Here is a 20678-nt window from a genome sequence, read left to right on the forward strand (position 1 = left end):
GGGCGCGGCGGGGCGGGGCGGGGCGGGGCGGGGCGGGGCAAGATCGGCGCGGTCCTACACCCCGACGCGCTGCGGCGGGACAGTGAGCCCGTACATCTCCATCAGCTCCGGAGTGTCGACCCGGCTGCCGTCGGCCACCGAGTCGCAGGCGATGTCGACGATCTGGTCCTTGTGCGCCAACAGGTACGGCCGAGCACCGACGTCGGCGCTGGCCAGGGTCGCGATGCCGGGCCAGTGCCGGCGGCCGAACAGCATCGGGTAGCCGCGCAGACCGTCGTAGGTGGCGCAGACCAGCACGTCCGGGTACGGCAGCGCGGCCACCCGGCTGACCGCCTCGGCGGTCAGGCCCGGCATGTCGACCGGCACCACCACCACCGCTTCGATCCCCTCGTCGTCCATGGCGGCCAGGCCTGCCCGGATGGACGAGCCGACCCCGGTGCCCCACGCCTTGTTGATCACAACGGTCGCCTTGCCCAGGTCGGCGGTTTCCTGGACCTGCTCGGCGGCAGCGCCCAGGACGACCACGATCTGCTCGCAGCCCGCCTCGGTCATCGTGTCGATCATCTGATTCACCAGCGGCTTGTCGCCCTGGTGCAGCAGCGCCTCAGGACCACCGATCCGTCGTCCCCCGCCTGCGGCGATGATCATTCCTGCGATCCCGTTCAGCTGCGCCCCCTCAAGCATGGGAGCGACCGCGACCGATCCGCCCCCTCCTACGGACACTGCAACGAGGAGCGCCAGCCAGGGGTGGCGGGGCGAAAAGGAGAAATAGCACAACCGTTATACACCGGACCGCAGCCGCTCCGCCCCGCTGCCACCCCTGACGCGTAGGTCGGGAGGGCTCGTGGAACCTACTTCCCGTCACTTGATCATGGCGCGAGCACGGATCAGGCCGCGTCGGCGTAGCAGTCGACGATGGACAGGTCCAGTGGGAACCGGACCGGCGTCACACCGAAGAGCAGCGCGGAGGCTCGCTCGCCCGACCGGTTGACAGCCTCGGCGACCGCGTCCGCCTGATCGGCCGGCGCGTGCACGACCACCTCGTCGTGCTGGAAGAAGACCAGCTCGGCGTCAGTGCCAGACAGCTCCGTCCGCAGCGTGGCCAGCAACGTGGAGGCCCACTCCGCCGCCGTGGCCTGGATGACGAAGTTGCGGGTGAAACGGCCCCGGGACCGGGCGGCACGCGCCCGCGGACTGTGCGGATCACCCGCCCGCTCCGGGTCGGCGGGCTCGTCGTCGAGATCACCGAACCCGACCGAGCCGGGCGGACACGTCCGCCCCAGCCACGACCGCACCAGCCCACCCGTCTCACCGGTACGCGCCGCCGCCTCGACGTAACCGAACGCCGTCGGGTAACTGCGCTTCAGCACCGCCAACGCGGGCACCGCGGCCCCGCCGGTCTGCCCGTACATCGCGCCGAGCAGGGCCACCTTGGCCTTGGCCCGGTCACCGCCGAACGAGTCCCGGGCCAGGGCCGCGTAGAGGTCGCCGGCACCACCCGCCGCCGCCAACCGCGCGTCGCCGGAGACCGCGGCCAGCACCCGGGGCTCCAACTGGCCGGCGTCGGCGACCACCAACCGCCAGCCCGGATCGGCCACCACCGCCCGGCGGATCACCTTGGGAATCTGCAACGCGCCACCGCCCCGGGTGGCCCACCGGCCGGAGACGACCCCAGCCGGCACGTACTCCGGTTGGAACCGGCCTCCCCGGGCCCACTGATCGAGCCAGGACCAGCCGTGCGCCGTCCAGATCCGGTACAGCTCCTTGTATTCCAGCACCAGCGGCACCGCCGGATGGTCCACCCCGCGCAGCACCCAGGCCCGGGTGTTGGGCAGCTCCACCCCGGCCCGGGCGAACGCCTTCAGCAGCTCCGCCGGGGAGTCGGTGTGCAGGCCGCGTACGCCGAGCGCGTCGGCGATCCGGGCGGCCAGCTCGGCGAGTCGGCGTGGCGGACCACCGACCGGGGACGCCTCGCCGAGCAACTCGTGCAGGATCTCGTTGTGCACGTCGGCCCGCCAGGGCAGCCCGACGACACCCATCTCCGCCGCGATCAGCGCGCCGGCCGACTCCGCGGCCACCAGCAACCGGAACCGGCCGGGGTGCTCGGTCGCGGCGACGCGGGTGAGCTGGTCGGCGTACACCTGGGTCAGTGCCTCGATGCCCGGGCCCGGCGGACCGGGCAGGGTGTCGAAGAGCGCGCCCTGCCCGTGCCCGGGTGGCGCTGCTGCACGCGGCGGCGGGTCGGGCGGCACCGCCGCGCCGGTCAGCCGGGCCCAGGCGGCGGCCAGCGAGCGGGGCTCACCCCAACGGCCCACGTGCCCGAGCAGCAACGCCTCGGTCAACTCCACGTCGTGACACCGATCGACCCGGACGCCGGCGCGCAGCAGCGTCGGGTAGAGCGCCGTGGCGGTCGACCAGACCCAGCGCGGGTGCTCGGCGGCCTCGCGGGCGGCGACCGCGGCGACCAGATCGGTGACGACCTCGGGTCGGCCGGCCGGCCGGCCGGTGGCGTCCAGCGGGCACAGCACTCCCCCACCCCGCTCGTCGGACACCACCGCCACCAGCACGAACGTGATTCTGCCTCTCCCGTCCGACAGGAACGGAGGCGCACCTCACCGTCGTCGGGCCGGTGGGCTGTCGGGGCCGGTCGGTAGCGTGATCAGGTGCCTCCGCAGATCCCGCATCCCGATCCCGGCACCCCCGACGCCCGCGGTCCGATGCGCTACCTCTGGTGGCTCGTCCGCTGCCAACCCTGGCGGGTGCTGCGCGGCAGCCTGATCGGCACGGCCTGGATGATCGGGCTCTCGGCCCGGCCCTACCTGATCGCCCGCGCCGTCGACGACGGGCTGCGCGAACGCGACACCCAGGCCCTGGCGCTCTGGGTAGCGGCGATCGTCGTCGCGGGCGTGGCCCTGTCCTACCTGGGCATCATGCGGCACCGCACGATGACCTTCATCCGGGAGGACGCCAAGGCCCGCTCGGCGGAGGTTCTGCTGCGCCACCTGTCCCGCATCGGCGCGGTGCTGCCCCGCCGGGTCGGGGCCGGCGAGGTGTCCACCATCGGCGGCTCCGACATCGACTGGACGGCGCAGGTGCTGACGCTGACCGGGCCCGGCGTCGGCGCTGTCATCGCGTACGGGGTGATCGCCGTGGTGCTCTGGTCGGTCTCCCCGATGCTCGCGCTCTGCGTGCTGGTGGGGGTGCCGGTGGTCGGTCTGATCGTGGGGCCGCTGCTGCGCCGCCTGGAGCAGGTCGAATCGGTCTACCGCCGGCAACAGGGCGCGCTCACCGCCCGGTCCGGTGACATCGTCGCCGGGCTGCGGGTGCTCGCCGGGGTGGGCGGCCGGGACCTGTTCGCCCGGCGGTACGCGGCCCGGTCCCAGGAGCTACGCGCCGAGGGCTACCGGGTCGGCGCGGTCAACAGCTGGATCGACGCGGCGACGGTTGCCATCCCTGGGTTGTTCCTGGCGGCGGTGGTGTGGCTGACGGCCCGGATGGCGGTGACCGGCGACGTCACGATCGGCGAGTTGGTCGCCGTCTACGGCTACGTGGCGACCCTGATCGTGCCGGTCTGGTTTCTGCTGGAGGGCAGTTACCAGCTCATTCGCGGCCGGGTCGCCGCCCGACGGATCGCCGACCTGCTCAACGTGACACCGGACGACGTCGGTGGGCCGGGCCGCCGGTGGCCGGGCGCCGTGCCCGAGGCACGCCGGCCGGACGATCTGGCCGGGCCGGACGACCCGGCCGACCTGCACGACCCGGTGACCGGCCTGACCGTGCGCGCCGGCCACCTGACCGGGGTGGCGGCGGACGACCCGGCGGCGGCCGTGGCGTTGGCCGACCGGCTCGGCCGGTACGTGGCCAGCGACGTCACCTGGGGCGGCGTGCCGCTGCGCGAGGTCGCCCTGGACGAGGTCCGCGCGCGGATCCTCGTCGCCGACCACGACTCCTACCTCTTCGCCGGCACCCTGCGCGACATCCTGCGAGCCGGGGCCGACGACGATGACGAACGGATCGGCGCGGCCCTGCGGACCGCATCGGCGCAGGACGTCGTCGACGCCCTGCCCGCCGGGCTGGACACCCCGATCGACGCCCGAGGCCGGACGCTCTCCGGCGGTCAACGCCAACGCCTGCGCCTGGCCCGGGCGTTGAGCAGCGAACCGGAGGTGCTGATCCTCGTCGACCCGACGTCGGCGGTGGACGCGCACACCGAGGCGCGGATCGCCGAGCGGCTGCGGGCCGCGCGGGCCGGGCGGACCACAGTGGTGATCGCCACGTCGCCGCTGCTGCTCGGCCGGGCCGACGTGGTCGCGCTTCTGAGCGCCGGCCGGGTCACCGCCACCGGCAGCCACGCCGACCTGCTCGACGACGACCCGGCCTACCGGCACCTGGTGGCCCGCGGCAGCGAGGAGGCGTACCGGTGAGCCGGCTGCCGGTCGCCGACCGTGGCACCGTACGCCGCGCCCTGCGGGACATGATCAGCCGGCACCGGCGCGCCGTCGGGGTCGTGCTGGCGCTGCACAGCGCCGCCGCGGTCGCCGGGCTCGCCCCGCCGTGGCTGCTGGGCACCATCGTCGACCGGGTCACCGCGGGCGCGGGCGTGGCGACAGTGGACCGGCTGGCACTGGCCATCGCCGGCTGCGTCGTGGTCAGCGCCCTGCTCTCCCGGTACGCCCAGTACGCCGGCCACCGCTTCGGCGAACGGGCCGTCGCCGAGCTGCGCGAGGAGTTCGTCTCCCGGACTCTCGGGCTGCCCGTCTCGGTCGTCGAGCGTGCCGGCTCCGGGGACCTGGCCACCCGCAGCTCGGTCGACGTGTCGACGGTCGGCACCACCGTCCGGGACGTGGTGCCCACCATGGTCATCGCCACTGTGCAGTTGACGTTGCTGTTCGGGGCCGTCTTCCTGCTGCATCCGCTGCTCGGGTTGGCCGCGCTGGCCGGGCTCCCGTCGATCGTGGCGGTGACCCGCTGGTACCTGCGCCGGGCCAGCTCCGCGTACCTCACCGAGGGCGCGGCGGCAGCCGAGCTGACCGAGACGCTGACCACCACCGCCGAGGGCGCGCGCACAGTGGAGGCGCTGCGGCTGGCCGACGACCGGATCCGGCACGGCACCACCCGCGTCACAGCGGTGTGGCGGGCCCGTCGGGCGACCCTCGCGCTGCGTACCGTGTTCTTCTCGGTCGTCGAGGCCAGCTATCCGCTGCCGGTCGCCATGGTCCTGCTCGTCGGGGGCTACCTGCTCTCCCGGGACATGGTGTCGCTCGGCGCGGTGGTCGCCGCCGCGCTCTACCTGCAACAGGCGATCGACCCGTTGGACCGGCTGTTGCAGTGGACCGAGCAGGCGCAGCGCGGCTTCGCGTCGTACGCGCGACTGCTCGGCGTGGGCATGGTCCCGCCGGAAGCACCCGGCACGAACGCCTCGTCACGAGGTGAGCGGCTGGTCGTCAGTGGGGCCCGGTTCTCCTACTCCGACGGGCCGGACGTGCTGCACGGCATCGACCTGGAGGTGCAGCCCGGTGAACGGCTGGCCGTCGTCGGCCCGTCCGGCGCCGGCAAGTCCACCCTGGCCCGGCTGCTGGCCGGGATCGACGCGCCACGCCACGGCGTCGTCACCATCGGCGGCTGCCCGATCACCGACCTCGACCCGGCCGAGCGACGCCGCCGGATCGCCCTGGTCACCCAGGAGCACCACGTCTTCATCGGCTCGGTACGCGACAACCTCTCCTTCGCCGCGCCCGACGCCACCGACGAGGAGATGCGTGCCGCGCTGCTCACGGTGGGCGCCGAGTGGTTCGCCGAGCTCCCCGACGACCTGGACACCCAGCTCGGCGACGGGGCCCGTCAACTCGGTGCGGCCGAGGCCCAACAGCTCGCGCTGGCCCGGTTGGTGCTCGCCGACCCGCACACGCTGATCCTGGACGAGGCGACCGCCGCGCTCGACCCGTCCACCGCCCGCCGGACCGAACGCGCTCTGGCCGCCGTGCTGGTCGGGCGGACCGTCATCGCGATCGCGCACCGACTCAACACCGCGCACGACGCCGACCGGGTCGCCGTGCTCGCCGACGGTCGGATCACCGAGATCGGCAGCCACGACGAGCTGGTCGCGGCCGGCGGGGCGTACGCGGCGCTGTGGCGCTCCTGGCACACCCGCGTCGACGAGCGGTGAGGCGTCCTACTTCACCGCTCCGGAGGTGAGGCCGGCCTGGATCTGACGCTGGAAGACCGCGTACACGATGATCATCGGGAGGATGGCGATGGTCAGCGCGGCGAACAGCCCGGACCAGTCCGCCTCGTAGCCGGCGTTCACCGAGATGTCGGCGATGCCCTGGGTGAGCACCCACTTGTCCTTGGCGTTGGAGAGCAGCACCAACGGGAGCTGGTACTGCGCCCACTGGCCGATGATGTTGAAGATCGCCACGCTGATCAGGCCCGGCTTCGCCATCGGCATCATCACCTGGAAGAACAGCCGGGTGTGCGAGCAGCCGTCGATCATCCCCGCCTCGGCCACCGACGACGGCAGCGTCTTGAAGAACGCGGCCAGGAAGAACACGGTGAACGGCAACGAGTACGCCGAGTAGACCAGGATCACGCCGGTGTGGGTGTCGAGCAGCCCGAGGTTCTTCACGACGAAGAAGAGCGGCACCAGGGCCAGGAAGACCGGGAAGGCCAACCCGGAGACGAACAGGTAGTAGACCGCCCGGTTGCCCCAGAACTTGTAACGGGCCAGCACGTACGCGGCCATCGAGCCGAGCAGCATGGTCAGGAACGTGCTGCACGACACCACGATCACGCTGTTGATGAAGTAACGGCCGACGTGTGCCTTGGTCCAGGCCCGCCCGAAGTTCTCCCACCGCAGCTCGGCCGGGAGCGTCCACGGGCTGCTGAAGATCTCGCTGGTGTTCTTGAACGCGGCCAGGAAGGTCCAGAGGATCGGCACGATGACGATCACCGCCCACACGGCGAGCGCGACGTGCCCCAGGCCGGCGAAGAGCCGTACCTCCGAGCGAGGGTCCTTGCGGCCCGGCCCGGCGGGGGCGGACGGGTCACCGGTCTTCGGCGGCAGCGCGGCCGGGGTCGGCGGCAGCGTCGACTGCGGATTCATCAGTACTCCACGCTTTCCCGCTTGGTGAGCCGCAGCGTCAGCGCCGCGAACGTGAGGGTGAGGAAGAACAACGCCACGCCCATCGCCGAGGCGTAGCCGTACTTCGAGTAGACGAACGCGTTGCGGTAGATCTCCATGGCCAGCACGGTGGTGGCGCCGTCCGGGCCGCCACCGTCCACCGAGAGCACCGCCACGATGGCGAACGCGTCGAACGCCGCGATCCCGAGGTACACCCAGGCCACCTGGAGCGTGTCCCACAGCAGCGGCAGGGTGACCCGGAAGAACAGCGTCACCCTCGTCGCCCCGTCCATCTCGGCGGCCTCATAGATCTCACCGGGGATGGAGGCCATCCCGGCCGAGAAGAGCACCACGTAGAAGCCGACCGCCTGCCAGACCAGCACCGCGAGGATCGACCAGAGGGCCAGGCTCGGCTTGACCAGGAAGAGGATCGGCTCGATGCCGAACTTCATCAACACGCCGTTGATCAGGCCGGACTCGTTCGGCCGGTACACCATCTGGAACAACACCGCGATGATGGCCACCGCCAGGACCTGGGGGAAGAAGAACACCACCCGGTAGAACTTCGCCCCCCAGACCCCCTGGCGTTGACCACCGCTGCTCTTGCCGCCCACGTTGAGCAGGAAGGAGAAGAACAACGCGATGGCAATGGTGATCAGCGGCAGGGCAAGCAGCAGTACGCCGTGGTGCTGGACCGCCTTCCAGAAGGCCCCGTCGTCGAGCAACCTCTGGTAGTTGTCGAAGCCCACCCACTGCGGGGCGGACAGCCCCCGCCAGTTGGTCATCGAGATCTGAAACGCCTGCGCGTACGGCCAGATCACGAATGTCACGTACAGCGCGACCGGGGCGAACAGGAACCCGATCACGAATGGATACTTGCCGTGCCGCATGACCCTAGCTCCGATCGATCAGCGCTTGAACTTGGTGACGGAGCTGTCCTTCTTGATGGCGTCGGCGCGCTTCTGGATCCGCTCCACGAAGGCGTCGGCGTTGATCCGGCCGAACATCAGCTCGTTGGTGGCGGTACGCGCCTCCGTGTCGAGCTCCTTGTACCAGCCGTCGAAGTACAGGTTGAACACGTCCTGACCGGCTGCCTTGAGCGCGGCCTGCGAGCTGGCCACACCGGGCGGGAAGGAGAAGCCCTCCGAGCCGGCGGTGACCACCGTCGGGGCCTTGACCACCTCGGTGAAGCCCTTCGCGCCCGCCTTCGACAGCATCTGACGCATGTACTCCAGGCCACCCTTGGGGTTCTTGCTCTTGGCCGAGACGAAGTAGCCCTCACCGGCGGTGGCGCGCAGCGCAGTGGCTGGCAGCTTGTCCGATGCGGTCAGGCTCGGCACCGGCATGAGCTGGTAGTCGAAGCCGGCCGGGGTGTCCTTCTTCTGCTCGCCCTCCAGCCAGTCACCGCTGGGGTACAGGGCCACCTTGTACTGGTTCTGCCGCAGCTGCACGTCGGTGTGCTTGAGGCCTTCGAAGCTCTTGTCGCTGAACTTCGCCCCGACCTCGGCCCACGCCGCGGCCGCCTGCTTCACGGCGTCCTGCTTCCAGGCGCCGTCCTCCAGGTTGTCGATGTTCTTCAGCACGTCCGTGCCGCCGATCTTGGCGGCCTGGGTGAGGATCACGTTCCACTGGTAGTAGGCCGCGTTCGCACCGGCGTAGCCGTACGGGGTGATGCCCTTGGCCTTGATGTTCGTGAGCAGAGTCATGAACTCTTCCCAGGTCTTCGCCGGCGCCCAGCCATTGTCCTTGAACAGCTTGGCCGAGTACCAGATGCCGAAGACCGTGGAGACGTAGTACAGGACGAACGGCTTGCCGTTGAACGAACCGGCCTCGATGGTGCCCGGCACCACCGTGTCGCGGACCTTCTTGGTCGGGTCGTCGACCGACGGCGCGTCCCACAGCTCGGTGAGGTCCTGGAGCTGACCGTCGGCCACGAGCGCGCCGAAGTCCATCAGCTTCTCGCCCGAGTTGTTCACGAACTCCGGCGGGTTGCCGGAGGCGAAGCGCGGCTGTAGCACAGTGGAGACGGCCTGGGTGGCCTGGTGCTTGACCTCGGCCTTGGGGAACGCCTTCTTGTACAGCGGCTCGTGCACGTCGGTGGCGTACTTCTCGCCGTAACCACCGTTGAAGATGACCACCTCGATCGCGGCGTCCTCCTTGACGCCCAGCGGGTTCGCCTCGCTCTTGGTTCCGCCGGCGACCTGCTCGTTGTCACCGTCACTGCCGCTGGTGGCGCAGGCGCCGAGCAGGCCGATGGCCGGAGTGGCGAGCATGCCCACGGCGGCGGCGCGACGCAGCACCGTGCGACGGTCGAGTGCGGCCGGGTGTTCGGGGGTAATCGACATCGTCGTATCTCCTTGTGAAATTCGGGTCATGCGGTACGCCGGAGACGTCCGGCGTACCGCGACTCGAGGGCGAGGTTGTGCTCGTCCCCGCCGGGGACGTTGGCGGAGAGGTAGATAGGGGGTACCTCCCCGGCCTGGTGGAACCGTCGTACGACCTCCGCGGTCAGCAACTGCGCCAGCAGCGCCGTGGTGACCGAGGAGACCGCACAGACCGCGCCGCCGCCCTCGAGCGGCAGCAGTGCATCGCCGTACGGCGCGCCGTTGTCCAGCACGACGTCGGCGAGGTCGGCGAGCCGGTGCCCGGACGGGTGCCGTGGCGCCACCCGCGCGGTGTGCTCGACCGAGGTGACCGCGATCAACGGGTGACCGCGCTCGGTGACCAGCGCCGCCAGCTCGACCACCGAGCCGTTGATGCCGGACTGGGACGCCACCACGAACACGTCGCGCGGCTGGGGCGCCGCGAGCGCGTAGATCTGGTGGGCGATGGAGGGATCACGTTCCAGCTTGGGGTCGGCGAGCACGTCACGCGGGGCGTCACCGTGCATCACCAGGTCCCGTACCGAGAGCCGGTTGGTGGGGACCAACCCGCCGGCCCGGGCGACCAGCTCGGCGGCGAACGCCTCCGAGTGCCCGGCGCCGAACGCCTGGAGCACGCCGCCGTCGCGCAGGCTGTCGGCGATCAGGTCGGCGGCCCGGGTGATCCCGTCGGCCTCCGAGTCGAGCAGCCGGTCGAGCACCGGGCGGACGGCGTCCGCGTACCCCTGGGCGCTGATCATCAGTGGGCTCCCTTCGCTGCCTTGTGCCCGTCGACGGCCTGCGCTGTCCGCCGGAAGGCCGCGTGCGCGCGGTCGTGCGTGCGTTGGGCGACAGCGATGTAGAGCAGGTCGAGCACCACCAGTTGGGGGTGCCGGGCGGAGAGCGCGTCCGGCCGGAAGGTGGTCGCCTGGCTGGCGGTGAGCAGGACGATGTCGGCCAGCTCGGCCAACGGGGAGCGGGGAAAGCCGGTGAGCGCGAGCGTGGTGGCGCCCCGGCTGCCCGCCTCGGCGAGCATCTCGATCGTCTCCCGGGTCTGCCCGGTGTGCGAGATGCCGAGCGCCACGTCCCCCGATCGCAGCAACGCGGCGCTGGCCAGCCCCTCGTGCACGTCGTTCCAGGCCCACGCGGCCACACCGATGCGGTGCAGGCTGAACTGCATCTCCTCACCGACCAGGGCGCTGCCGCTGGCACCGAAGATGTTCACCCTGCTGGCGCCGGCGATCGCCACCGCGGCCCGCTCGACCTCAGCGAGATCGAGAAGGGTGGCCGTGTCATGCATGGCCCGGGTGTCGGCCGCCATGATCTGGTCGAGCACGCGAGCGAGCGGGTCGCTCGGCTGGATCTCCCGTCCAATGTCGACTGTCCAACCGGCAGAGCGGGCCCGACCGGTCTCGGAGGCGATGCCCAGTCGCAGGTCGGCGTACCCCTCGAAGCCCATCGCCCGGCAGAACCGGGTGATGGTCGCCGGTGAGGTACCGCTGCGCTCGGCCAGTTCGACGATCGTCGAGCGGGCGGCGGCCTCCGGGTCGCTGAGCACGTGCTCGGCGACGCGGTGCAAAGCACCGGTCAACTCGCCGAGCCCGTTGCGGACCCTGGCCAGCACCCCGTCGGACGTTGATCCGAGGGCGTTCCGCCGGTCGATCGCATCGGCGTCGACCACCGCGGTCCCCGCAGCGGTGTCCACCTCATGATCAACCATCGACGCCTCGCATTTTCAAAGGACTCTTAACTGTTAGTGGTAAAATTTCTTACTGAACGACCGTCTATGTCAAGACCGTGGGCGAAGTTTTCAAACTGTTACCTGTTGCGCAGCCCTCAGCGCTCACCGCAACTTGCCCCGCACGACGCCGCCGACCAGCATGAACAAGCCAGATCATCGTTCCGCGCAAGGAGAGTCGTGCCGATGTCCGACAGCGTCGTGGTGGGTCTCGACATCGGCGGTACGTCCACCCGGGCGACCGTCCTCACCCTCACCGGGCAACGCGTCGGCACCGGTCGCGCCGGCGGCGGCAACCCCACCAGTCACGGCGCCGAGCGCGCCGCCGCCGAACTGCTGACCGCGCTCCGCGAAGCGCTCGCCGACGTCGACCCGACGCGGGCCGCCGCCGGCACCATCGGGCTCGCCGGAGCCGGCCGACTGCTCGCCGACCCGGCCGGGCGGGCCGCCTTCGACCAGGCCTGGCACGACGCCGGCCTGCGCTGCCCGTACGAGGTCCACGGCGATGCCCTGGTCGCGTACGCCTCCGGCACCGCCGCCCCGGACGGAACCATCCTCATCGCCGGCACCGGCGCGATCACCGCCCACGTCCACGAGCTGCGGCTCGACCGGATCGCCGACGGCCACGGCTGGCTGCTCGGCGACGCCGGGTCGGGCTTCTGGCTCGGTCGGGAAGCCGTACGCCGACTGCTCGCCGACCTCGACGCCCGCAGTGCGCTGGGCGCGCTGACCACCACCGTGCTCACCGAGATTCTGGGCAGCGCCGACATCGCCGCCCGCCCCCGGGACACCGTCGACGCCACCATCCAGACGGTGACCCGTCGACCCCCCGTCGAACTGGCCCGGCTCGCGCCACTGGTCGTCGACGCCGCCACCCACGGCGACCCGGTCGCCACCGAACTGATCACCGACGCCGCCGCGCACCTCACCGAGAGCGTGAGCCGCATCCGCCCCGCCGGGGCTGCGACACCGATCGTGCTCGGCGGCGGCCTGCTCACCGCGGACACCCCGCTCGCCGCAGCCGTCCGGGCCGAGATCGCGCGACACTGGCCGGACGCGCCACTGCGCACCGCCGGAGACGGGGCCGCCGCCGCAGCCTGGCTCGCCGCCCGTGGCCTACCCGAGGTGACCGACCCGGGCGCGCTGCACGCCCGCCTGTTCCCCACCCCCTGAAGCCAACGGCGCGCAGCGCGCCGCCCGCATCGGCACGGCACCTCGCGCCCCCGCACCGCGGTGCCCCGCGCCTGACCTGCCCGCGGCGCAACCCGCGCCGCACTGCGCCCCGCACCTCGGCCGCCTCGCACCCCGCCCGGCCGCGCCGCACCCCGCCCGGCCCAAGATCGTGCTCGAACCAGGATGTAGTGGCCTCACGCCGCCAGGAGGGGACTACATCCTGGATCGAGCACGATCAAGGGGTCCGCGGTGGCTCCACACATGCGCCGGCGCGCCCCAACGGCCCTGGCCCGTCGCGACATGGCCAAGATCCGCGCACTTTCGGTGAAACTGCTGCGTCGACACGGCGTGAGGCAGCAATTTCACCGGAGTTGCGCGGATCTTGGGGGCGGGCCGGCACCGAGGGGCGGCCCGGGGTGGGGCCGGCCCGGGGTGGGGCCGGTCGGTGAGCGAGTCGGGGTGAACGAGTCGCGGGGAAGGTCGTATCGGCCTGCGGGTGGGGTGATCGGGATCGGTCAGCGGTGGCTAGGTTGGTTCTACTTGAGCTGCCCTGCGGTGAGGCCCGCCTGCACCTGCCGCTGGAAGGCCACGTAGACCGCGAGCACCGGGAGCACCGCGATACTCAGTCCGGCGAAGAGCCGTGCGTAGTCGCCGGCGTACCCCTGGCTGACCGACAGCGCGAAGAGCCCCTGCGCCAGCATCCACTTGGACTCGTCGCCCTGCAACAGCACCTGCGGTAGCAGGAACTGGTTCCAGTGGCTGAGGAAGTTGAAGATCGCCACACTGATCAGTCCCGGACGTGCCATGGGGAGCATCACCCGGAAGAAGAGCCGGAAGTGACCACAGCCGTCGACCAGTGCGGCCTCCGCCACCGAGGTCGGCAGGGTCCGGAAGAACGCGGTCAGGAAGAACACTGTGAACGGCAGCGAGTAGGCCGCGTACACGAGGATCAGCCCGAGCCAGGTGTTGAAGAGGCCGGCGTTGCGGACCACGAAGAAGAGCGGTACCAGGGCGAGGAACACCGGGAACATCAGGCCGCCGACGAACAGGTAGTAGACGACCTGGCGACCGCGGAACTCGTACCGGGCGAAGACGTACGCGGCGGTGGCGCCCATCAGCATGGTGAGGCTGACCGAGCCGGCCACCACCACCAGGCTGTTGAGGAAGTACCGGCCGATGTGCGCGCCGGTCCAGGCCCGCACCCAGTTGTCCAGGTGCAGCGCACCGGGCAGCCCCCACGGGTCGGCGAGGATCTCACCGTTGGTCTTGAACGAGCTGATGAACATCCACAGCAGTGGCAGCACGGTGAGCAGGCCCCAGAGCAGCAGGAAGCCGTGCGAGAGGGCGTTGGCCACGCCGAGTTCCCGGCGTACCGGGCGGTCCCCGCTGGTGACCGGGGTCGGGGCGGTCGCGGTGGGCTGATCCAGAGTGGTCACGAGTACTCGATCCGTTCGCGCCGGCCGACCCGCAGCGACAGCACCGCCACCGAGAGGGTCAGGAAGAACATCACCACGCCGATCGCTGAGGCGTAGCCGAACTTGGTCTCGCTGCCGAAGGCGGTGTCGTACATGCGTACGCCGATCACGTCGGTGGAGAAGTTCGGCCCGCCGTTGGTCATCAGCTGGACGAGGATGAACCCGTCCAGGGCAAAGATGGCCAGGTAGACCCAGGCGACCTGGACGGTGTCCCAGAGCAGCGGCAGGGTGACCCGGCGCAGGGTGGTGAACCGGGACGCGCCGTCGAGCAGGACGGCCTCGTAGATCTCCTTCGGCACTGCCGACATCGCCGCGCCGAACAGCACCACGTAGAAGCCGACGTTGCTCCAGACCATCACCGCCAGCACGCACCAGAAGGCGGTCGCCGGGTCGCCGAGCCAGGTCGGCGCGGGCAGGCCGAGGCCGTGCAGAGCTGTGGTGAGCAGCCCCTTGTTGGGGTGGTACACCTCCTTCCACAGCAACGCGATGATCACCACGGAGAGAACCTGCGGGAAGAAGTAGACGGTGCGGTAGAGCGCGCCGCCGCGTACGCCGGTGACGCCGGCACTGCCCTTGCGTCCGCCCATGGCGAGCATGGTGGCGAAGAACAGCCCGAGCACGATGGTGAGCACCGGCACCAGCCCCAGCAGGATGGCGTTGTTCTTCAGCGCGTTCCACACGTAGTCGTCGTGCCAGAGGGTCTTGAAGTTGGCCAGACCGACCGGGTTGGCGTCGGCCGAGTAGCCGAGCCAGTCGGTGGTGGAGATCTGGAACGCCTGGAGGTACGGCGAGACGACGAAGAACACGTACAGCAGCACCGGTGGCACCAGGAACGTGACGATCAGCGGCCACTTGCCATGTTTCACGAGAGGGACCTCTCCGTTTGGGTACGGCCGGTGGGGGCGGACCTCTCCCCCACCGGCCGGGCGGTCAGGCCGCTCGCTTGTACTTCTTGATCGAGCTGTCCTGGGCGATCGAGTCGGCGCCCTTCTGGCACTGTTCGAGGAACTCGGCGGGGCCGATCCGGCCGCTGAAGAACTCGCCGCACGCGGCGTCGACGAGGTTGCGTTCCAACTTGCGGTAGAAGCTGTTGTAGACCCAGTTGAAGCCGTTGGCGCCGGACGCGTCGAGGGCCTTCACCACGGTGCTCAGCCCGTACGGCAGCTCGACGCCCTCGGTGGCACCGGCGACCACGGTGAGGCTGGCGACCTTCTTCGTGAAGTCCTGGGCGCCCTTCTTGGAGAGCATGGTCCGGAAGTACTCCAGGCCGCCGGCGACGTTGCGGGCCTTGGCGGGCACCATGAACGGTTCCCCGGCGGTTCCCCGGATCGCCTCGAACGGCAGCTTGTCGCCGCTGCCGAGGCTCGGCGTCGGCGCGATGGTCATGTTGAAACCGGCCGGGGTGACGTCCTTCTGCTCGCTCTCCAGCCAGGATCCGCAGGAGATGAAGGCGGCCTTGCCCTGACACCAGGCGGTCTGCGACTGCTTGTGGTCCAGGCCGGGCGAGCCGTCCAGGATGTACTTGTCCTTGACGATCTGGTGCCAGGCGTCGGCGGCGGCGCGCATCGAGTCGGACTTCCAGGCGTTCGGCTCCAGGTTGTCGATGGCGGTCGCCACCGACGGGCCGCCGAACTTGATCGCCGTGGAGATCAGCGGCCAGCTCATGTAGCGCGGGTGCAGGCCGGCGTACGTCCAGGGGGCGATGCCGGCGGCCTTGATCTGCTTGCAGAGCGCGATGTGCTCGTCCCAGTTCTTAGCGTACGACCAGCCGCGGTCGGCGAAGAGCTTGGCGGAGTGCCAGATGCCGTAGGCGGTGTAGGTGTAGTTGAGCACCAGGAACTTGCCGTCGTAGGAGCCGACCTCGACCGCGCCGGGCAGCAGGGTGTCCTTGACCGTCTTGCCGGGGATGTCGAGGCTCGGGGCGGCCAGCAGTTCGTCGAGGCCGGCGAGGGCGTTCTGGCTGACCAGGCCGTTGAAGTCGATCTGGCTGGAGCCGGAGTTGTTGACCACGTCGGGCGGGGTGCCGTCGACGAAGCGCGGCTGGAGGGTCTTGCTGATCTCCTGGGTGGAGGAGTGCTTGATCTTCGCCTTCGGGTACTTCTCGGTGTACATGGCCTCGTGGGCCTTTGCGTACTCCTCACCGAACCCGCCGCCGAAGATCACCACCTCGAGTGGGGCGTCCTCCTTCACGCCGAGCGGGTTCTCGGCGCTCTTGGTGCCCCGGTAGGTCTCGGCATCGTTCTTGTCACCGCCACCGCTGGTGGCGCAGCCGGACAGCAGACCGGCGGCGGGGGTGGCCAGGAGGCCGGCGGCTGCGCTGCGCCGCAGGATGTCACGCCTGTTCATGGGTTCTCCTCGGGTCGGGTCGGGCGGATCGCCGGTCTTGTGGGGGAGGCGTCCACCGCGCGAGGGGCGGTAGTTCTCTTCAGTTAATGCTCCATTGCTGAAGAATTTCTACGACAGCCGGGCTCGGACTTCAAGTCCTGACTGTCGAACCGTTATCACCACCAGCCGTCATCAGGTCGCCTAGCCTGAGGCGATGCGCCGCCTGCGCCAGCTGGCCGAGCACACCCCGGCTGGGCGGGAGCGATATGTCGACCTGCTCCGCGCACTCGCCATCACCATGGTCGTTTTCGGACATTGGGGCGTCACGGCGATCGGGCGCGACTCCTCCGGGCAGGTCACCGGGCACTCCGCGCTCGGCGACCTGCGCTGGGCGTACCCGCTGACCTGGCTGGCCCAGGTGATGCCCGTCTTCTTCCTGGTCGGGGGCTACGCCAACGCGGCCTCGTTGACCCGCCTGCGGGCCCGCGGCGGCGACGCCGCCGGGTGGCTGATCGACCGCAGTGCCCGCCTGGTCCGCCCCACCAGCACGCTGCTGCTCGTACTCACCGCCGGGGCGGCGGTCGCCTGGCTGCGCGGCACCGACCCCACCAGGATCCGCGAGGTGTTCTGGTTCGCGACCATTCCGCTCTGGTTTCTGGTCGCCTACCTGGCTGCGGTCGCGCTCACCCCACCGATGTACGCGCTGCACCGTCGCTTCGGTCTGACCATCCCGCTGGCGCTTGTCGCCCTGGTCGGTCTCGGCGACCTCGGCCGGCTCACCGGGCCGGAGGCGCTGAGCTATGGCAACTACCTCTTCGGTTGGCTGGCCGTCCACCAGCTCGGCTTCGCCTGGCACGACACCCGGCGGACTCCGCCGCCCGCCGCCGGGCCGCCGGGCGACACCGCCGCGACCGCCTCGGAAGCCGGCCCGCCGCCCGCCGCCGGGCCGTCGGCCCACGACCGTCCGGGGGTACGCCGCTGGCGACGACTGCCCACCTCGCGGCGGGCCGGACTGGTGTTCCTGGCGGGCGGCCTGGCCACGGTGCTGCTGCTCACCGGGCCCGGCCCGTGGCCGGTGGCCATGCTGCACGTGCCCGGCGAGCGCCTGGACAACGCCGCGCCGCCCAGCCTCGCGCTGCTGGCCGTCGCCGCCGGCCAGCTCGGTCTGATCCTGCTGCTGTCCGGCCCGGCGGAGCGCCTGCTGTGCCGCACCGGCCCCTGGTCGCTGGTGATCGGCGTCAACCTCGTGGTGCTCACCGTCTTCCTCTGGCACCTGACCGCCGCGATCCTGCTGATCGGAGTGCTCGACGCGATCGGGGCGCTGCCCACCCCCGCGGTCGGCAGCGCCGCCTGGTGGGCCTGGCGGGTGCCGTGGTTGCTGCTGCTCAGCGCCGTTCTGGCGGTGCTCGTCGCCATCTTCGGCCGGGTGGAGGCGCGCAGCGGCCGGCATCGCACCGGGCGTCGGACCGGTCGAGGCACGCCAGCCCGATCGGCCTCGACGGTGGCCGCCTACGCCGCCGTGGTGGCGGCGCTGCTGCTCAACAGTGCGACGGCCTCCCGCGCCCCGGAGCCGCTCGGCACACCCGTCCCGGCACTGGTGGCGTACCTGGCCGGGGCGGGCGTGCTGCGACTGCTCAGGTCTGGGTGGGGAACCCGAGGTTGACCCCGCCGTGCCGCGGATCCAACCAGCGGCTGGTGACGACCTTGCCCCGGGTGAAGAACCGCACCCCGTCCTCGCCGTGCGCGTGCAGGTCACCGAAGAGCGACGACTTCCAGCCGCCGAACGAGTGGTACGCCATCGGCACCGGGATGGGCACGTTGATCCCGACCATGCCCACCTCCACCTCGTGCTGGTAGCGCCGGGCCGCCCCGCCGTCGTTGGTGAAGATCGCCGTGCCGTTGCCGTACGGGCTGGCGTTGACCAGGTCCACCGCCTCGTCGTACGAGTCGACCCGGACCACGCTCAGCACCGGCCCGAAGATCTCGTCGGTGTAGATCGCCATGTCCGGGGTCACCCGGTCGAACAACGTCGGACCGAGCCAGAAACCGTCCGGGTCGCCGTCCGGCGTCACGTCCCGCCCGTCCACCACCGGCACCGCGCCGGCGGCGACACCGGCGTCCACGTAGGAGCGCACCTTCGCCGCGTGCGCGGCGGTCACCAGTGGGCCCATGTCGCAGCCCCGTCGGCCGTCGCCGGTGCGCAGACCGGTCACCCGCGCGGCGATTCGCTCGACCAGCGCGTCCGCCACCGGCTCCACCGCCACCAGCACCGAGATGGCCATGCACCGCTCCCCCGCCGAGCCGAACCCGGCGTTGACCGCCGCGTCGGCCGCCAGGTCCAGATCGGCGTCCGGGAGCACCACCATGTGGTTCTTCGCCCCACCGAGCGCCTGCACCCGCTTGCCGGCGGCCGTGCCACGTTGGTAGACGTACCGGGCGATCGGCGTGGAGCCGACGAACGACACCGCCCGCACCTCCGGGTGCTCCAGCAACGCGTCGACCGCCTCCTTGTCACCGTTGACCACGTTGAGCACCCCGTCGGGCAGGCCCGCCTCGGCGAACCAGTCGGCCAGCAGCAGCGCCGCGCTCGGGTCCTTCTCGCTCGGCTTGAGCACCACCGCGTTGCCGCAGGCCACAGCCACCGGCACGAACCACAGCGGCACCATCACCGGGAAGTTGAACGGCGAGATCACCGCGACCACGCCGAGCGGCTGCCGGATGGTGTACGAGTCGACCTCGGTGGACACGTTCTCGCTGAACGCGCCGCGCAACGCCGACGGCAGGCCGCACGCGTACTCGATGACCTCCAGGCCGCGCTGCACCTCGCCGGCGGCGTCGGCGAGCACCTTGCCGTGCTCGGCGGTGATCACCTCGGCGAGCCGGTCCCGCCGGGCGTGCACCAACTCCCGGAAGGCGAACAGCACCGCCGACCGCCGGGCCAGCGACGCGTCCCGCCACGCCCGCGCCGCGCGGGCGGCGGCCTGCACCGCCACGTCGACGTCGGAGGTCGAGGCCAGCTCGACCTCTGCGGTGCGCCGACCGGTCGCCGGGTCGAACACGTCGCCACGCCGCTGCGACGTGCCGTCGACCCGCTTGCCGTCGATGAAGTGACCGATGCTCATGCCGCCACCCCCGCAGCCGTTCGGATCGCGTCGACGAGGATCGCCAGGCCCTCACGGGCCTCCTCCTCGGTCAGCGTCAACGGTGGGCCCATCCGCAGCACGTTGCCGTGGAGGCCGCCCTTGCCGGTCAGCAGGCCACCGTCCCGGGCGGCTTCGAAGACCCGGTTGGTCAGCGCCGGATCCGGCTCACTGCCGCCCGGCCGGACGAACTCGACGCCGAGCATCAGCCCCTTTCCGCGTACCTCGGCGACGCAGTCGAGCCCGCCCACGGCGGACCGCAGGCCGTCGGCGAGGATCGCGCCGACGCGGGCCACGTTCGCCTGGAGGTCGTGCGCGATCAGGTAGTCGAGCACCGCGTTGCCGGCCGCCGTGGAGATCGGGTTGCCGCCGAAGGTGGAGAAGCTGATGGCCGGCACCGCCTGGAGCACGTCGGCCCGACCGACCACCCCGGCCAGGGCGAACCCGTTGCCGATGCCCTTGGCGAAGGTGAGCAGGTCGGGGGTGACGCCGTGCGCCTGGTAACCCCAGAAGTGCTCCCCGGTGCGCCCCCAGCCGGTCTGCACCTCGTCGGCGATGAACAGGATGCCGTGCTCGTCGAGGACCTTCTTCCAGCCGGCGAAGAGCCCGTCCGGCGGGTGCACGAAACCGCCCACGCCCTGGATCGGCTCGGCGATGAGCGCGGCCACGTCGCCAGCGGTCTGGGTGGCCAACACCTCGCGCAGGTCCTCCACCGCCGCGTCGACCTGCTCGTCGGCGCTGAGCCGGGCCAGCAGACCCCGCACCCGGTCACCGGAGTGCAGCCAGGCCACCTGGAGCGGGTTGAGGCCGCTGGCCGACCAGGTGCGGTTGCCGGTGACGCCCATCGCGGCGAACGACCGGCCGTGGTAACTGTTGCGCACGGCCAGGATCTGGTGCGAGCGGCGGTGGTTGGTGGCCACCAGCAGCGCCGCCTCGTTCGCCTCGGTGCCGGAGTTCGTGAAGAACACCCGGGCGTCCGGGATGCCGGAGCGCTGGGCGATCTTCTCGGCCAGCTCCACCTGTTGACGGATCAGGTAGAGCGTCGAGGTGTGCACGATGCCGGTGGCGAGCTGCCGCTCGACGGCCTCCCGGATCTCCGGGATGTCGTACCCGATCATGTTGGTCAACACGCCGCCGAAGAAGTCCAGGTAGCTGCGCCCCTGCGCGTCGGTGACCCGGCGGCCCGAGCCGGAGACCAGCTCGATCGGCTCGGCGTAGTACAACGGCATCCAGGACGGGAGCACTGCCCGGTGCCGGGCCAGCAGGTCGTCGGTCATCGTGGCAACCCTTCAGCGGCGTTCGTGGATACCGCACGCTCCCACCGCCGGCCGATGCGAACAACTGTCA

At 71.0% G+C, this 20678-nt stretch carries 16 protein-coding genes; 4 read left to right on the forward strand and 12 right to left on the reverse strand.

The annotated features are described in order from the left end of the window. Positions 1-54: 54 nt before the first annotated feature. Both AB0B68_RS15440 and AB0B68_RS15445 read right to left on the reverse strand, forming a co-directional pair. Positions 55-648, reverse strand: coding sequence for a nucleotidyltransferase family protein (locus AB0B68_RS15440; protein WP_238687087.1), 594 nt, complete (start codon positions 646-648; stop codon positions 55-57). A 239-nt stretch (positions 649-887) separates the two neighbouring features. Further along, the gene (locus AB0B68_RS15445) at positions 888-2597 is read right to left on the reverse strand and encodes a bifunctional 3'-5' exonuclease/DNA polymerase (protein ID WP_357260624.1); all 1710 of its coding nucleotides are present in this window, start codon (positions 2595-2597) and stop codon (positions 888-890) included. Positions 2598-2717: 120 nt separating this feature from the next. Between AB0B68_RS15445 and AB0B68_RS15450 the strand changes: the two genes are divergently transcribed. Together AB0B68_RS15450 and AB0B68_RS15455 are read left to right on the forward strand one after the other, a co-directional pair. Beyond that, entirely contained in the window at positions 2718-4424 is a 1707-nt protein-coding gene (locus AB0B68_RS15450) for an ABC transporter ATP-binding protein (protein ID WP_357260627.1), read from the forward strand. Between the two features lie 50 nt (positions 4425-4474). Next, entirely contained in the window at positions 4475-6166 is a 1692-nt protein-coding gene (locus AB0B68_RS15455; RefSeq protein WP_357194464.1) for an ABC transporter ATP-binding protein, read from the forward strand. Between the two features lie 6 nt (positions 6167-6172). Here AB0B68_RS15455 and AB0B68_RS15460 read toward each other — a convergent pair whose 3' ends face one another. Genes AB0B68_RS15460 through AB0B68_RS15480 form a run of 5 tightly spaced genes read right to left on the reverse strand, consistent with a single transcriptional unit; the run spans position 6173 to position 11200 of the window. Beyond that, positions 6173-7102, reverse strand: coding sequence for a carbohydrate ABC transporter permease (locus AB0B68_RS15460; protein WP_354878666.1), 930 nt, complete (start codon positions 7100-7102; stop codon positions 6173-6175). Beyond that, positions 7102-8010: a sugar ABC transporter permease gene (locus AB0B68_RS15465; protein WP_354878663.1), complete on the reverse strand. Its 909-nt coding sequence runs from the start codon at positions 8008-8010 to the stop codon at positions 7102-7104. Before AB0B68_RS15465 ends, AB0B68_RS15460 begins: the two co-directional genes overlap by 1 nt. Before the next feature lie 18 nt (positions 8011-8028). Then, complete coding sequence (ngcE, locus tag AB0B68_RS15470) at positions 8029-9465, reverse strand: N-acetylglucosamine/diacetylchitobiose ABC transporter substrate-binding protein (RefSeq protein WP_357260452.1); 1437 nt, start codon at positions 9463-9465, stop codon at positions 8029-8031. A gap of 26 nt (positions 9466-9491) precedes the next feature. Continuing rightward, entirely contained in the window at positions 9492-10241 is a 750-nt protein-coding gene (locus tag AB0B68_RS15475) for an SIS domain-containing protein (RefSeq protein ID WP_091403970.1), read from the reverse strand. Further along, positions 10241-11200 carry a MurR/RpiR family transcriptional regulator gene (locus AB0B68_RS15480; protein WP_357194340.1) on the reverse strand — a complete coding sequence of 320 codons (960 nt, stop codon included), beginning with the start codon at positions 11198-11200 and terminating at the stop codon, positions 10241-10243. Before AB0B68_RS15480 ends, AB0B68_RS15475 begins: the two co-directional genes overlap by 1 nt. A 204-nt stretch (positions 11201-11404) precedes the next feature. On the opposite strand from AB0B68_RS15480, the gene AB0B68_RS15485 reads away from it, so the two are divergent. After that, the gene (locus AB0B68_RS15485; protein ID WP_357260456.1) at positions 11405-12391 is read left to right on the forward strand and encodes a BadF/BadG/BcrA/BcrD ATPase family protein; all 987 of its coding nucleotides are present in this window, start codon (positions 11405-11407) and stop codon (positions 12389-12391) included. A gap of 536 nt (positions 12392-12927) precedes the next feature. Here AB0B68_RS15485 and AB0B68_RS15490 read toward each other — a convergent pair. The 3 genes from AB0B68_RS15490 to ngcE (AB0B68_RS15500) form a co-directional block, all read right to left on the reverse strand. Further along, positions 12928-13827 carry a carbohydrate ABC transporter permease gene (locus AB0B68_RS15490; protein ID WP_357260459.1) on the reverse strand — a complete coding sequence of 300 codons (900 nt, stop codon included), beginning with the start codon at positions 13825-13827 and terminating at the stop codon, positions 12928-12930. Continuing rightward, positions 13824-14732 carry a sugar ABC transporter permease gene (locus AB0B68_RS15495; RefSeq protein WP_091403945.1) on the reverse strand — a complete coding sequence of 303 codons (909 nt, stop codon included), beginning with the start codon at positions 14730-14732 and terminating at the stop codon, positions 13824-13826. The genes AB0B68_RS15490 and AB0B68_RS15495 overlap by 4 nt, the downstream gene beginning before the upstream one ends. Before the next feature lie 64 nt (positions 14733-14796). Then, positions 14797-16212: an N-acetylglucosamine/diacetylchitobiose ABC transporter substrate-binding protein gene (ngcE, locus tag AB0B68_RS15500; RefSeq protein ID WP_357194352.1), complete on the reverse strand. Its 1416-nt coding sequence runs from the start codon at positions 16210-16212 to the stop codon at positions 14797-14799. A gap of 193 nt (positions 16213-16405) precedes the next feature. Between ngcE (AB0B68_RS15500) and AB0B68_RS15505 the strand changes: the two genes are divergently transcribed. Continuing rightward, positions 16406-17854 (forward strand): acyltransferase, encoded by a 1449-nt coding sequence (locus AB0B68_RS15505; protein WP_357260462.1) that lies wholly within the window; start codon positions 16406-16408, stop codon positions 17852-17854. Here the strand turns inward: AB0B68_RS15505 and AB0B68_RS15510 are convergent. Further along, entirely contained in the window at positions 17826-19313 is a 1488-nt protein-coding gene (locus tag AB0B68_RS15510; protein ID WP_357260465.1) for a CoA-acylating methylmalonate-semialdehyde dehydrogenase, read from the reverse strand. The two genes, AB0B68_RS15505 and AB0B68_RS15510, sit on opposite strands and share 29 nt — an antisense overlap. Continuing rightward, on the reverse strand, positions 19310-20608 hold the full coding sequence (locus AB0B68_RS15515) for an aspartate aminotransferase family protein (protein WP_357194361.1): 1299 nt from the start codon (positions 20606-20608) through the stop codon (positions 19310-19312). The genes AB0B68_RS15510 and AB0B68_RS15515 overlap by 4 nt, the downstream gene beginning before the upstream one ends. Positions 20609-20678: the final 70 nt, after the last annotated feature.

It is taken from the genome of Micromonospora sp. NPDC049049, assembly GCF_040649115.1.
Taxonomy (GTDB): Bacteria; Actinomycetota; Actinomycetes; order Mycobacteriales; family Micromonosporaceae; genus Micromonospora.

Excerpts from the sequence above, each read along its gene's own strand:
- AB0B68_RS15505 (WP_357260462.1), top strand. The coding sequence starts at position 16,406 with ATGCGCCGCCTGCGCCAGCTGGCCGAGCACACCCCGGCTGGGCGGGAG.
- AB0B68_RS15510 (WP_357260465.1), bottom strand. The coding sequence starts at position 19,313 with ATGAGCATCGGTCACTTCATCGACGGCAAGCGGGTCGACGGCACGTCG.
- ngcE (WP_357194352.1), bottom strand. The coding sequence starts at position 16,212 with ATGAACAGGCGTGACATCCTGCGGCGCAGCGCAGCCGCCGGCCTCCTG.
- AB0B68_RS15515 (WP_357194361.1), bottom strand. The coding sequence starts at position 20,608 with ATGACCGACGACCTGCTGGCCCGGCACCGGGCAGTGCTCCCGTCCTGG.
- AB0B68_RS15460 (WP_354878666.1), bottom strand. The coding sequence starts at position 7,102 with ATGAATCCGCAGTCGACGCTGCCGCCGACCCCGGCCGCGCTGCCGCCG.
- AB0B68_RS15450 (WP_357260627.1), top strand. The coding sequence starts at position 2,718 with ATGCGCTACCTCTGGTGGCTCGTCCGCTGCCAACCCTGGCGGGTGCTG.
- AB0B68_RS15475 (WP_091403970.1), bottom strand. The coding sequence starts at position 10,241 with ATGATCAGCGCCCAGGGGTACGCGGACGCCGTCCGCCCGGTGCTCGAC.
- AB0B68_RS15440 (WP_238687087.1), bottom strand. The coding sequence starts at position 648 with ATGATCATCGCCGCAGGCGGGGGACGACGGATCGGTGGTCCTGAGGCG.
- ngcE (WP_357260452.1), bottom strand. The coding sequence starts at position 9,465 with ATGTCGATTACCCCCGAACACCCGGCCGCACTCGACCGTCGCACGGTG.
- AB0B68_RS15465 (WP_354878663.1), bottom strand. The coding sequence starts at position 8,010 with ATGCGGCACGGCAAGTATCCATTCGTGATCGGGTTCCTGTTCGCCCCG.
- AB0B68_RS15485 (WP_357260456.1), top strand. The coding sequence starts at position 11,405 with ATGTCCGACAGCGTCGTGGTGGGTCTCGACATCGGCGGTACGTCCACC.
- AB0B68_RS15455 (WP_357194464.1), top strand. The coding sequence starts at position 4,475 with ATGATCAGCCGGCACCGGCGCGCCGTCGGGGTCGTGCTGGCGCTGCAC.
- AB0B68_RS15480 (WP_357194340.1), bottom strand. The coding sequence starts at position 11,200 with ATGGTTGATCATGAGGTGGACACCGCTGCGGGGACCGCGGTGGTCGAC.